At 69.3% G+C, this 13,269-nt stretch carries 10 protein-coding genes; 4 read left to right on the forward strand and 6 right to left on the reverse strand.

Annotated elements, in window-relative coordinates; all coding sequences use genetic code 11:
* Positions 1–25: 25 nt before the first annotated feature.
* The 4 genes from hutH to hutU are packed head-to-tail and all read right to left on the reverse strand — an operon-like array spanning position 26 to position 5,825.
* Positions 26–1,570 (reverse strand): histidine ammonia-lyase, encoded by a 1,545-nt coding sequence (gene hutH / locus QJR12_RS13810; RefSeq protein WP_300583251.1) that lies wholly within the window; start codon positions 1,568–1,570, stop codon positions 26–28.
* Positions 1,563–2,780: an imidazolonepropionase gene (gene hutI / locus QJR12_RS13815; RefSeq protein WP_300583253.1), complete on the reverse strand. Its 1,218-nt coding sequence runs from the start codon at positions 2,778–2,780 to the stop codon at positions 1,563–1,565. The genes hutH and hutI overlap by 8 nt, the downstream gene beginning before the upstream one ends.
* Positions 2,777–4,135, reverse strand: coding sequence for a formimidoylglutamate deiminase (locus QJR12_RS13820; protein WP_300583255.1), 1,359 nt, complete (start codon positions 4,133–4,135; stop codon positions 2,777–2,779). The genes hutI and QJR12_RS13820 overlap by 4 nt, the downstream gene beginning before the upstream one ends.
* Before the next feature lie 25 nt (positions 4,136–4,160).
* Positions 4,161–5,825, reverse strand: a complete 1,665-nt coding sequence (gene hutU, locus QJR12_RS13825; RefSeq protein ID WP_300583258.1) for a urocanate hydratase — start codon at positions 5,823–5,825, stop codon at positions 4,161–4,163.
* 350 nt (positions 5,826–6,175) lie between these two features.
* Between hutU and QJR12_RS13830 the strand changes: the two genes are divergently transcribed.
* Positions 6,176–7,315, forward strand: coding sequence for a site-2 protease family protein (locus tag QJR12_RS13830; RefSeq protein ID WP_300583468.1), 1,140 nt, complete (start codon positions 6,176–6,178; stop codon positions 7,313–7,315).
* 81 nt (positions 7,316–7,396) lie between these two features.
* On the opposite strand, the gene QJR12_RS13835 is transcribed toward QJR12_RS13830, so the two are convergent.
* Positions 7,397–7,831 carry a pyridoxamine 5'-phosphate oxidase family protein gene (locus QJR12_RS13835; RefSeq protein WP_300583261.1) on the reverse strand — a complete coding sequence of 145 codons (435 nt, stop codon included), beginning with the start codon at positions 7,829–7,831 and terminating at the stop codon, positions 7,397–7,399.
* Positions 7,832–7,980: 149 nt separating this feature from the next.
* Positions 7,981–8,262 (reverse strand): DUF1876 domain-containing protein, encoded by a 282-nt coding sequence (locus tag QJR12_RS13840; protein WP_300583263.1) that lies wholly within the window; start codon positions 8,260–8,262, stop codon positions 7,981–7,983.
* A gap of 377 nt (positions 8,263–8,639) precedes the next feature.
* Here QJR12_RS13840 and lnt point away from each other — a divergent pair, with 377 nt between their 5' ends.
* The 3 genes from lnt (at position 8,640) to QJR12_RS13860 (ending at position 13,255) form a co-directional block, all read left to right on the forward strand.
* A complete protein-coding gene (lnt, locus tag QJR12_RS17770; protein ID WP_366526314.1) occupies positions 8,640–11,408 on the forward strand; it encodes an apolipoprotein N-acyltransferase in 2,769 nt (922 codons plus the stop codon).
* 333 nt (positions 11,409–11,741) lie between these two features.
* Positions 11,742–12,047 (forward strand): AMP-binding protein, encoded by a 306-nt coding sequence (locus tag QJR12_RS13855; RefSeq protein WP_300583266.1) that lies wholly within the window; start codon positions 11,742–11,744, stop codon positions 12,045–12,047.
* On the forward strand, positions 12,044–13,255 hold the full coding sequence (locus QJR12_RS13860; RefSeq protein ID WP_300583269.1) for a patatin-like phospholipase family protein: 1,212 nt from the start codon (positions 12,044–12,046) through the stop codon (positions 13,253–13,255). Before QJR12_RS13855 ends, QJR12_RS13860 begins: the two co-directional genes overlap by 4 nt.
* Positions 13,256–13,269 lie beyond the last annotated feature (14 nt).

Below are 13,269 nucleotides of genomic sequence, written 5' to 3' on the forward strand. Positions count from 1 at the left end.
AGCACCCGGTCGCCCGGGAAGGGTGTCAGCGCAGTCGGCCGGTGACGGCCTCGGCGGCCGCCAACAGTGCCCCCGAGGCGGCCAGCTGCACGGCGGCATCGATCTCCGGCGCCAGGTAGCGGTCGGTGCCGGGTCCGGGCACCCGCTCCCGCAGGGTGGCGATCACCGCGGCGGTGGCCGGCGCCGGGCTCAGCGGGGCCCGCAGTTCGATGCCCCGCGCGGCGGTGAGGATTTCGATGGCCAAAACCCGGGTCAGGCCGGCAATGGCGGTGCGCAGTTTGCGCGCGGCCGACCAGCCCATCGAGACGTGATCTTCCTGCATCGCCGATGACGGGATGGAATCCACGCTGGCCGGAGTCGCCAGCCGCTTGAGTTCGGAGACGATGGCGGCCTGGGTGTATTGGGCGATCATGTGCCCGTTGTCAACTCCGGGGTGGTCGGCCAGAAACGGATTGAGTCCGCGGTTGCGGGCGACATCAAGGAACCGGTCGGTGCGCCGCTCGCTGATGGCGGCGACGTCGGCGACGGCGATGGCCAGAAAATCGAGGACATAGGCGATCGGGGCGCCGTGGAAGTTGCCGTTGGACTCGACGCGGCCGTCCGGGGTGACGACCGGATTGTCGATGGCGCTGGCCAGCTCCCGGGTGGCGACGGCGCGGGCATGCTCGACGGTGTCGCGGGCGGCGCCGGCGACTTGGGGTGCGCAGCGCAGCGAGTACGCGTCTTGCACCACCGGATCCTCGGGTCCGCTGTGGCTGGCGACGATCGCCGAGCCGGCCAGCAGCCTGGTCATGTTGGCGGCCGCCGCGGCTTGCCCGGGATGTGGGCGCAGCGCCTGCAGGTCCGCCGCGAACGTTCGAGCCGTGCCGAGCAGCCCCTCAACGCTCATCGCCGCCGCGACGTCGGCCAGCTTGAGCAACCCGTCCAGGTCGCACAGCGCGAGCACCAGCTGCCCCAGCATGCCGTCGGTGCCGTTGATCAGGGCCAGGCCCTCCTTCTCGGCGAGCTGCACCGGTGCGAGCCCGTAGCGGTCGAGGGCCTCGGCGGCCGCCAGCAACTCGCCTTCGGCGGTGCGCACCTGACCTTCCCCCATCAGCGCCAGCGCGACATGGGCCAGCGGCGCCAGGTCACCCGAACAGCCCAGGCTGCCGTATTCGTAGACGACCGGAGCGAGCCCGGCCGACAGCATGCCCGCGTAGGCTTGCGCGAGTTCGGGCCGCACCCCGGTGCGGCCGGTGGCCAGCGTTGACAACCGCAGCAGCATCATCGCGCGGATGACCTCACGCTCGACTTCATTGCCCGAGCCCGCGGCATGGGAGCGGATAAGGCTGCGCTGCAGGAGGGTTCGAAGTTCCGGGGGGATGTGGCGGGTGGCCAGCGCGCCGAAACCGGTGGAGACGCCGTAGACCGGGCCGGGGTGCCGGGCGAGATGCTCGATGACGGCGCGGCTCTTGGCGATCGCCTGCAGTGCCGTGCCGGACAGCACCACGGGTGCGTCATGGCGGGCCACCCGCACCACCTCGTGGAAGCTCACCGGCCCGATACCCACCACGACGGGTTCGCTATCCATGATCAGGACCCCCTTCCCGGTCCGGGCACGGCCGGTCCGGATACCGGTAACGCCGGCCGGCCCGGACCACGTCGCGGACCAGCGACACCCCCGGCCGGTAAGCCAGGTGCAGGTAGGACGGTGCGTCCAGCCGCACAAAGTCCGCGCGCCGGCCGGGGGCGAGAACCCCGATGTCGCAGCGGCGCAGCGCGGCCGCGCCGCCGGCAGTGGCCGACCACAACGCCTGCGCGGGAGGGAAATGCATGTCGCGCACGGCCACCGCGATGCAAAACGCCATGCTCGTGGTATACGAGGTGCCCGGGTTGCAGTCGGTCGCCAGCGCTACCGTGACTCCGGCGTCGAGGAGCCGCCTGGCGTCGGGATACCCGGCCCGGGTGGAGAATTCGGCTCCGGGCAGCAGGGTGGCGACGGTGGCGCCCGCCGCCAGCGCCTCGATGTCGGCCTCGGTGGCGTAGGTGCAGTGATCGACGGAGGCCGCACCCAATTCCACGGCCAGCTGGATGCCCCCACCGAAGCCGAGTTGCCCGGCGTGCAGCCGCGGTGTCAGCCCCGCCGCCATACCGGCCCGAAGGATGTGACGAGCCTCGTCGACGTCGAAGGCCCCGCGATCGCAGAACACGTCGATCCACCGGGCGTCCGGTGCGCAGGCCTCGAGCATCGGACCGGTCACCAGGTCGATGTAGGCGGCGCGGTCATCACCAAACTCCACGGGTATGACGTGGGCCCCCAGGAATGTGGTCTCAGCGGTGAAGGCCTTGGCGATCCGCAGGGAGCGGGCTTCGTCGGTGACGGTGAGCCCGTAGCCGCTCTTGCACTCGAAGGTGGTGACGCCGGCGCGCAGCAGCTCACCGGCGAGCCGGGCGACGCCCGCGGCCAGGGTGGCATCGTCGGCGGCCCGGGTGGCGGCCACGGTGGCGGCGATCCCCCCGGCGTCGTAGGGTTGGCCGCACATCCGGGCCGCGAATTCCGCCGAGCGTTCCCCCGCGAACACCAGATGACAGTGGCTGTCGACGAAACCGGGAATGACGGCGGTGCCGGCGCAGCTGACCCGGTGATCGGCGGCGGGCGCGCGGCAACGGCCCCCGACCCAGGCGATCTCAGCGTCCTCGACCACGAGTGCGGCGTCGCCGATGACGCCGAGCGGATCGCCGTCGGCGTGTTCCGGGTCGTTGGTGACGAGCTCACGAATATCGGTGTACAGCGTGCTCATGGCCGCTCCTTGACCGGAATATCCATGAGATCCGCTATCGCGCGGGATAACTCGGCCGCCGCGTTCGGGATGGTGACATGTCTGCCACCGGCGACGACCCACCGCCCGTCGATCACCACGTCGGTGACATCGGCCGCGCCGGCGGCGAAAACGACATTCTCCGGTGTCGGCCCCCCACCGGCGGTACGCACCGAATCCATCCGCACCGCAACAAGATCAGCGCGCATCCCGACCGCGAGCGCACCCGCGTCGGGCCAGCCCAGCGCGTGCTGACCCTCGAGGGTGGCCGCCCGCAGCAGGCGCTCCGCCGCGATGATGCCGCGCTTCCCGCTGGCCAGGCGCTCGTCGAGTTCGACGGCGCGAGCCTCTTCGAACATGTCGATCACGGCGTGGCTGTCCGACCCGAGGCTGAACAGCCCGCGGCCGGCCAGCAGGGCGGGCGCGGGACCGATACCGTCACCGAGGTCACGTTCGGTGGTGGGACACATGCACACCCCGGTCGAGGTGCGGGCGAGATCGTCGATGTCCGCCGCGGTGAGATGGGTCGCATGCACGACGGTGGTGCGTTGCCCCAGCGCGCCGGCGTCCCGCAGCACCGCGGTGGGGGTGCGCCGGTAAACCGACAGGCATCGTTCGACCTCGCGGGGCTGCTCCGAGGAGTGCACATGCAACGGGACATTGTGTGCCGCAGCCCATTCGATTACCGCAGGCATGTGCTCGGGCGGGACGGCACGCACCGAATGCAGGGCAGCGCCGACAACCACGGTGCCGGCATCGGCCAGTTGCCGGCGCATGGCCTCCACGCGCTGAGCCCAGGCCTCGCCGCTGCCGTCGCCGAACCGCGCCTGCACACCGGAGAGCGGCGCACCCTCCGAACTCAGGTAGCAGGTATCCAGCAGGGTAAGCCGGATTCCCGCGTCGGCCGCGCCGTCGATCACCGCGCGGCCCATCGCGTTCGGGTCGGAGTAGCGGGCTCCCCCGGCATCGTGGTGCAGGTAATGAAACTCGCCGACCGCGGTGATCCCGGCAAGGGCCATCTCCGCGTACACCGCGCGGGTGAGCCGTCGATAGCGATCCGGGTCCAGACGCTCCGCTGCCCGGTACATCAGGTCCCGCCAGGTCCAAAACGAGCCGCGGTCACGCTGGGTGCGCGCGCGCAGCGTCCGGTGAAACGCATGTGAATGGGCATTGGCCAGACCCGGAATGACCAGTCCCCGCAGCCGGTTCGAGTGCGGTGGCGGGGCGGCGGCGGTGTCGATCGCGGTGATCCTGCCGTCGGTGACGGTAATCAGCACCCCGTCGTCCACCACATCCCCGCCACGCCAGGCGTGTTCACACCACCAAGTTGCTGTCATGGTGCTGCCGCCTAATCGCGGACGCTCACGGGTTCTCCCGCATCGGGATACGCACACCCCGCTCGGCCGCTATGCGCGCGGCGTGCCGATAGCCGGCGTCGACATGCCGGACCACCCCCAGAGCGGGGTCGTTGGTGAGTACCCGGGCGAGCTTTTGCGCGGCGAGTTCGGTGCCGTCGGCGACGACGACCTGGCCGGCGTGGATCGAGCGGCCCATTCCGACGCCGCCGCCGTGGTGAATCGACACCCAGGTCGCCCCCGACGCGGTGTTGACCAACGCGTTCAGCAGAGGCCAGTCGGCGACGGCGTCGGAGCCGTCGAGCATCGCCTCGGTTTCCCGGTATGGGGAGGCCACCGATCCGGAGTCCAGGTGATCGCGACCGATCACGATGGGAGCGGCGAGCTCCCCGGAGGCCACCATGTGGTTGAACCTCAACCCGGCCAGGTGGCGCTCCCCGTATCCCAGCCAGCAGATGCGGGCGGGCAGCCCCTGGAAGGCGACCTTTTCCCCCGCCATGGTGATCCACCGGACGAGGTGCTCGTTGTCCGGAAACAGCTCGAGGATCGCCCGGTCGGTGGCGGCGATGTCCTTCGGGTCCCCCGACAGCGCCACCCAGCGGAACGGCCCGAGGCCCTCCTCGAACAGCGGCCTAAGGTAGGCGGTCACGAAGCCGGGAAAGGCGAAAGCCCGCGGGTATCCGCCGTTACGTGCCCCGCTGCGGATGGAGTTGCCGTACTCGAAGACTTCGGCCCCACGCTCGGCGAAGCCGACCATCGCCGCGACGTGCCTGGCCATCGACCGCTCGGCCCGCTCGGTGAAGGAGACGGGGTCCTTCTCGGCCACCGTCTTCATGTCCTCGAAGGCCACGCCGATCGGCAGGTACGAGAGCGGGTCGTGCGCCGAGGTCTGGTCGGTGACGATGTCGATCGGGGCGTCGCGGCGCAGCATCTCGGGAATGACCTCGGCGGCGTTGCCGAGCACCCCGACCGACAGCGCCCGCCCGGCGTCGCGGGCCGCGACCGCCAGCCGCAGCGCGTCGTCGAGGTCGGCGGCCTTGACATCGAGGTAGCGCTGGGCGATGCGGCGATCGATTCGAGTCGGATCGCAGTCCACGCAGATCGCCACGCCGTTGTGCATCGTCACGGCCAGCGGCTGCGCGCCGCCCATGCCACCCAGACCCGCCGTCAGAGTGATGGTGCCCGCCAGGGTGCCCCCGAACCTCTTCTTGGCGACCGCGCCGAAGGTTTCGTAGGTGCCCTGCAGTATGCCCTGGGTGCCGATGTAGATCCACGAGCCGGCGGTCATCTGGCCATACATCATCAGCCCTTCGGCCTCCAGCTTGCGAAAATGGTCCCAATTCGCCCATTCACCAACGAGATTCGAGTTCGCGATCAGCACGCGCGGGGCCCATTCGTGGGTCCGTAACACACCAACCGGCTTGCCCGACTGCACCAGCATCGTCTCGTCGGCGTCCAGGCGCCGCAAGGTTCGCACGATCGCGTCGAACGCCTCCCAGCTGCGCGCGGCGCGCCCGGTGCCGCCGTAGACCACGAGATCTTCGGGATGTTCGGCGACCTCGGGATCGAGGTTGTTCATCAGCATCCGCAGCGCGGCCTCCTGCGGCCAGCCCTTGCAAGACAATGAGGTTCCGCGGGGTGCCCTGACCAGGCGGGCGGGGGAGGCGGCCATGGTGTCTTCTTTCGCTGGTTTTCGATCTGGTTTTCGGATCTCAGCGGTTCCTAAGCGGTTCGGATTCCCGAACACCGCGCCCGGCGGCGTGTGCGGGTCACCGTGCCAAAGGTCCTAGGGCCATCCCCGTCGGGACCAAGGTCTCCTGCCTGCCAAGCGCCGGGCATCTAGTGTCGATGACATCACGTCCGTGATAGCGGCATCCCACGGGAAGGACGGCACCATGCCTGGCCGCAGCCGACATCACCCACTGGCAACGGAATTGCGGGGAACGCACGCGGACCAGAGACACCCCAGATCACACTAATAGCACTAATAGGCTGTCCACCACCATCTGTGGAGGTTATCTGATTATGAAGGGCATTCCGATAGGACGCATCGCCGGATTTCCGGTCAGCGTCAACTGGAGTGTGCTGGTCATCCTTTGGCTTTTCACCTGGAGCCTTGCCACCACCTTGCCCGCCACCGTGCCGAACTACTCCAAAGGGGCCTACTGGCTGGCCGGGGCGTGCGGCGCCCTGATACTGCTCGGCTCGCTGCTGGCCCACGAGCTGACCCATGCGGTCCTCGCGCGTCGCGCCGGCGTCCGGGTAATCGACGTGACACTGTGGCTGTTCGGGGGGGTCACCCGGCTAGGGGGCGAAGCGAAAACACCCAGGGAAGCGTTTCGGATCGCGGTATCGGGCCCACTCATGAGCCTGGCGCTGGCGGCTGGCTTCGGGGGCGCGGCTTATCTGCTCGGCGCGCTGGGGACCGCGCACATCGTGCTCGGTGTCGCGTGGTGGCTCGCCGGCATCAACCTGCTGCTGGGCCTATTCAACCTACTGCCGGGAGCCCCCTTGGACGGCGGGCGGGTGCTGAAGGCTTACCTGTGGCGCCGCTACGGCGACAGCGTGCGCGCCGCCGTCGGCGCAGCGCACGCCGGGCGCGTTGTCGCGTTCATCCTCATCGCGCTCGGGCTGGTGGAGTTTCTGGCGGGGGCCATGGTCGGCGGCGTGTGGCTGGCGTTCATCGGATGGTTCATTTTCGCCGCCTCCCACGAAGAGGAAGCCCAGGTCACAGCCCGGCAGGCGATCGCCAACGTGCGTGTCGGCGACGTCATGACCGCCGACCCGCACACCGCACCCGCGGACATCACCGTCGAGGATTTCATTCAGCATTACCTGCTTGGCGACCGCCATTCGGCGTATCCCGTCGCCGACCGCGACGGCTCCATCATCGGGCTGATCACCCTGGCTCAACTACGCGGCATTCCGCCGAACCAGCGGCCCGCGACCCTGGTCCGGGAGGCCGCCATCCCCCTGCCCCGGGTGCCCACCGCGACTCCGGGCGAACCGCTCACCGCGCTGCTCGAGCGCCTGAGACCCGACATCGGTAACCGCGCTCTGGTCATCGACGCGGGCCGTCTGGCCGGCATCGTCAGCGCCAGCGATCTCAGCCGATTGATCGACGTGTACCAGCTGGCCTCCCAGCGGGCCGATGTTGTTTGACGGCGCCGATTGTCGATGGCGGCTACCTCCCCCGACGGCCGTCGGAAACCACGGCCGCCGTGGAACTCTTTGGGGGCGAAGTTAAGCGAAGGTGGATTCTCGCTCGGGCTCGGGACCGAAACGGAATCGTCGGCCGCTAATGGCCGAGGCGTGGATACGCACGTAGTTGAGCTTTAAGGTTGCGACCCAGGGCCGCAGCCCCGCGCGGTCGGCCTCGGCGATCTCGGCACTGGTCGACAGCACCTCGGCCGTTCCCTGGACAATGACGCTCCAGCCTTCATCGAGTGAGTGCCCGTCGGCCTCGAAGGCGACGTTGTTGTTGATCACCACGCTCAGCAGCTTGGTGCCTTCGGCGGTCCGAAACAGCACCGTGGGGCGCTGGACGACGAAGTTGACCGGAAAGATATCGGGCCTGGCGCCCACACATGTCACCAATCGGCCAAGCTCGACGCTGCCCAGCAGTTCCCAGCTCTCATCGTCGCTGAGAATTGTCACCGGCTCATCGCTGATGGCCATTGCCTCACCCTAACGTGGCGGGCGCCGGCACCGGATCCCGCCTGAACGCCGGCGCCTCGCGGCGAAACGAAAACCCGGCAGCCGGGGCGAGAGTTTGAGCTGTAGCGGGCATCTCGGGCACGGTTGCAAAATCTGGGGGTCCAAAGGGCTTACAGGTGCACACCGGTGGCGGGTTTGTGAGTCGCGGCCTCGATATCGGCGACCGTCCGCTCAAGTAGCTGGTGCGCCAGATCCGACAACGCCCGAGCGATCGCCAGTTCGTCGCCGATCGCCGCCACCGGTTCGTCGGCCGGATCGAGCCGCGCCAGACCCACCCCCACTAACTCGCTGCCCTGCCACGACAATCGCACCTTGGCCCTGGTGCGCTTTTCATGCTCGTCGACCAGCACGTCGATGTGCCAGGCCTTGATGCCGCGATCGTTCTCCGTCACCGTTATCTCCTCGTCGATCCGGGCGCCAAAATGTGGGGCCGGCAGCGCTCCCGATGGCTCCTCATCGGCATCCCACCTGCCGGCAGGGCCATGAAATTCCATGAAATTGCATGAGGTTCAGTCTGGGTGGCCGATGGCGGGTGCGCCAGGGCCATTGGTCCTCACCCGTTGGTCCTCGGCGGTCCCGCCAATCCGCCTACGACGCAACGGCAGTCGCCACAGCAACGTCGCACCGGCTGCCGGCCGGCGTCTTCACGTCCGGCGAGGGCGGTCCGCACGGCCGAAAAGGCCGACGCTCTGGTGTCACAGCGCGACCGCAACTAGTTTGCTTTGGGTGGCTTGCTTGCGGGCGGTGCGATGCTCTTTGCCGGCAGGCCGTGGCTGACCGGCCGACGGTGACCGACGCGGCGGGCGCCAATCGCGCCGTCGGCGCCGAGCACAGCTGGCACGGGGCGCGAACACTGCTGGCGGGCCCGCTGCGATGGTTGGTCGGCGGGCAGTGCCTGGGGCAGCTTGCCGACGGGCTAGCCCAGATCACTTTCGCACAGTTCGTGCTGTTCGACATCGGGCGCGGCGCAACGCCGGCCCGGATCGCCGCGGTGCTCGCGGTCACCCTGCTCCCGTTCAGCGTGGTGGGGCCCATCGCGGGGGTGCTGATCGACCGGTGGGATCGACGGCGCACCCTGATCACCGTCTCGGTGCTCCGCGCGGCGCTCACCGTGGTCGGCACCGCCACCCTGGTGACCCGGTCGACGGGTGCCGCGTTCGTCGGGGTGCTGCTGCTGCTGTCGTTCTCGCGGTTCGTGTTGGCGGCCAAAGGGGCCGCGCTGCCCCGGACGGTGCCGCTGGGAGACCTGGTCACCGGTAACGCCGTCTCCTCGTTAGGGGGAATGACCTCATCGTTTTTGGGCGCCGTCGGGGGGTCGCTGATTGTCGGCCGCTCGACCGCGGCCGGTTTTGTGCTCGCCGCGGGGTGCTACCTGGGCGCCGCCGCGGTGTTCACCCGACTGCCCGACGTCGGTGGCCGGCAGCGTACCGGCCTGCTCACCCGGCTGAGACAGCTCGCCGCCGAACTCGCCGAGGGGATCCGGGCGGCGGCCGGCGCGGCCACGATCCGTTGGTCGTTGCTCGCCGTCGCGGCGCATCGATCACTCCTGGGCGCCGGTTTCGTGGTGCTCGTGCTGATCGCCGATTCCCGGTACAACCTGCGTATCTCGGGGTACGGGGTGGCGCTGGCGGCGACCGGGCTGGCCGCCTTCGCCGGGACGCTGGCCGCGCCGCCGCTGGCGCGACGCTACGCAGCCGTAGCGCTGGTGCCCGCCGCATTCCTGCCCGCCGCCGCCGCCGCATATGTCGGTGGCCTGGTCCCGTCGCTGGCGATGCTGGTGGGCTGCGTGAGCGTGGTGGCGTTCGCCTTTCAGGTCCTCAAGATCTCGGTGGACGCGTTGATCGGTGGCGCCGCCTCCGATGTGGTTCGCGGGCGGGTGTTCGCCGTCTACGACGTGCTCTACAACGTCGCGTTCGTGGTGGCCGGACTGGCCCTGGTGCCACTGTGGCGACCCGGCCGCGAGCGCTGGCTGTTGTGGCTGATCGCCACCGGTTTCCTGATCGGATGGGTCATGGTCGGCGCGCTGATGCTGGGCTGGAAATGGCGCCGGCGGACCCGGGTCCGGCGCCGCGGTCTGGCGCTCGGACGGCTGGCGGCACTGGGCGCTGGCGCGCTGCTCGCGCCGGCCTTTCCGGCGCCGTCGTGGTGGTGGCTGGCCTGGGTCGGTGTGGTGCCGCTGCTGCTGTTGGTGCGCGCCGCACCGACGGCCGGTGAAGGCGGGGTGCGGGCATGGTGCGGCCTCGGGGGTTTCGTGCTGACCACTCAGTATTGGCTGCTGCCCAGCGCGGGTCCGCTGCTGGTGGTGATGGCCGCCCTGCTGGGCGCGTTCTGGATCCCGTGGGGTTGGGCCACCCACCGGCTGCTGTCGGGGCGACCGACCCCTGCCCGGACGCTGGCCGCCGTGATCGTGGTGCCCAGCGCCTGGGTGCTCGCCGAGGCGGTGCGGTCCTGGCAAAGCCTGGGTGGTCCGTGGGCCCTGCTGGGCGCCTCGCAATGGAACCAGCCGGTCACGATGGCCTCGGCCGCACTGGGAGGGGTATGGCTGACGAGCTTCCTGCTCATGGCGGTCAACACCGCGATCGCCGCCGCGGTTTTGTGCCGCGGGATGCCGGCCCGAGTGCTCGCGCTGGGCGCGGCGTTGGCTTGCGCGGCACTCGGGCCGGGTTACTACCTGCTGCGGCCGGTTCCGCTGCCCGGGACGACGGTGCGGGTTGCGCTGGTGCAGCCCGGCAACATCGCCGACGCGGGCGCCCGTCTGGCGGCCGGGGAGGCCATCACCGCAAACCTGGCGGGCCAGCGCCTCAACCTAATCGTGTGGGGAGAGAGCAGCGTCGGGTTCGACCTCTCCGACGATTCCGTGGTCATGGCGGACTTGACTCGGCTGTCACGGCGGATCGGGGCGGATCTGCTGGTCAATGTCGACGCGCCCGCGCCGAGTGGGGGTATCTACAAATCCGCCGTCCTGATCGGACCGAGCGGACGGTTGGGGAGCTACCGCAAGATCCGGCTGGTGCCGTTCGGCGAGTATGTCCCCTTCCGGGCGGTGCTGGGCTGGGTTACCCGGCACACCAAAGCCGCGGCCCAGGACCGGAGCCGCGGAACCGGACCGGTGGTGTTGCATGCCGGCCGGCTGACCCTCGGGCCCCTGATCAGCTACGAGGCGACCTTCTCCGATCTTGCCCGCCGCGAGGTGGCGCTCGGTGCCCAGCTGCTCGTCTACCAGAGCTCCACCTCGACATTCCAGGGCAGCTGGGCCCAGCCCCAGCTGGCCAGTCAAGCCGCGGTACACGCCGTTGAGGTGGGCCGGCCGGCGGTGCACGCCGGGTTGTCCGGCGACAGCTCCGCGTTCGACGCGACCGGCCGCGAACTGGCCTGGCGCCCGTCGACGTATCGCGGCGCCGCCGTCGTCACCGTGCCGTTGGGGTCGATGGACACCGGGTACCAACGCTTCGGGGACTGGGTGCCCGGCATGGCGTTTACGGTCCTTGCCGGCGCCGGTGTCGGGGCGACCCTGCGGTCGCAGCGTCGACGCTGGTAGCGCGCCGGGACCGCCCGGATGCCGGGATTGACCGACGGCCGAAAGTCCCCGGACCGTTGCCAAAGGTCACCATCGGGCGCACGGTCTTTCGGGACCGCCGCCTACAGGAGAACACTTGTGGTGCAACGGTTGCAGTTGCCACGACAGGTCAGGAGAGTTGACATGGCGAATAACCGCTACCTTGAAGTCATTAAGCGCTTGCTTTCAGCGGAGACGTATCTGCGTACCCGGGAGAAAGCCACAGAACGCAAACCGGAGCAACCCGGTCCCGAGCAGAAGACACCATGACATTACGCACCCCGGCATGACATGTGGGCCGATGATCGGACCCGGATGACTCGCCTCGGCTCCCGAACTCCCGAGAAGGGCGTCGTGATCGGGACTCTCACGGGCGACACCGCGCCGCCACCTGCGCACCGTGCACAATCCACGATCGTCATCATGACCAGCGGGACCACCGGAACCCCGAAAGGCGCGGCGCGCTCCGAGCCGTATTCGCTGATGCCGGTTGGCGGACTGCTCGACAAAGTGCCGTTTCGCGCCCGCCACGTCATCGAATGCTGCGTTCCGCTGTTTCATGCGCTGGGGTTCAGCAGGGCGATGCTCCTCGACGGCGACACCGGCCTCCCCGAACGATGACGGCGCGGCAGGGCAAACGGGTCGCGGTCGTTGTCGGGGCGGCCGGGGCACGCGGCGGCTATGAAGCGGGGGCGTTGTCGGTGCTGGTGCCGCGGTTGCGGGCGGCCGGCTGCGAACCCAAGGTGTATCTCGGCTTTGGTGCCGGTGCGCTCAATGCCGCACTGATGACCGCGTTCGCCCATCTCGAACCGGCCGAGCAGGCCGGTCGGGTCGTCGAGCTATGGCGCAGCATGCCGATCACGAAGGTGTGCCGATCACCGCTGCTGGCCGTGCCGGGTGTGACCGCGCACCTCGTCGGCCAGATCCTGCGCCTGCCCGGCGTGCGGTTCACGCATGTGCTGGACACGGCACCGCTGCGACGCAAAATTCACGCGGCCATCGACTGCCGGCAGCTCAGCGACAACATTGCCGGTAAGGGTCTGACGTTGGCCGTGGTGACGACGTCCGGTGACGATGATCGCAGCGTCGTTTTCGTCGAGCGCGCCGACGGGGTGCCGGTGCCGGCCGCTGACGATGAGCGGCCGATCGACTACATCGAGGCACCGGTGCGACCCGAACACGTGCTGGCCTCGGCCGCCCTGCCGGTGTTGTTCCCGGCCGTGCGGATCCGCAAGCCCTCGGGTGCGGCCGGCTGGTATCTCGACGGCGGGCTGCGGCTTGACGCACCCATGAAGCCCGCGCTGGCGCTGGAGGCGGATGCTCTGGTTGTCGTTGCCACCCGCCCATTGCGTGACAGCACGACGACGCCGCAGCCCGGCGGGCTCGCCCCCGACGTTGACGACGTTCTCGTGGAACTTCTCAACATCGCCCTCGCCGACCGTTTGGTCGAAGATCTGCGGACGTTGGCGAAAATCAATGCGCTGCTGCCCGAAGATGAGCCGGTGGTGACCGCGACCGGCCGACTGCGCAGGAAAATCCCCTACGTGTTCGTCGGCCCGCCGCACCGGGAAACGCTGGGCCGGTTGGCGCTTGAGGTATTGCACGCTAATTCCCGCTATTCGGGCTGCCGGGCGACGAGGCTGCGCCAGCGCGAGCTGCGCCTGCTGGCACGAGGTTTCGAGGGTGACGGGCCGCGCCGAGGCGACCTGGTCAGCTACCTGTATTTCGACCACCAATTCGTTGAGGCCGCCATCGAATTGGGGCGCCGCGACGCCAACGCGTTATTTGAGGGATTACCGGTTTCCGAGATACCCTGGCGGGTCGACTGATCAGCGGGACATCC

The organism is Mycobacterium sp. (assembly GCF_029961025.1).
Classification (GTDB): Bacteria; Actinomycetota; Actinomycetes; order Mycobacteriales; family Mycobacteriaceae; genus Mycobacterium.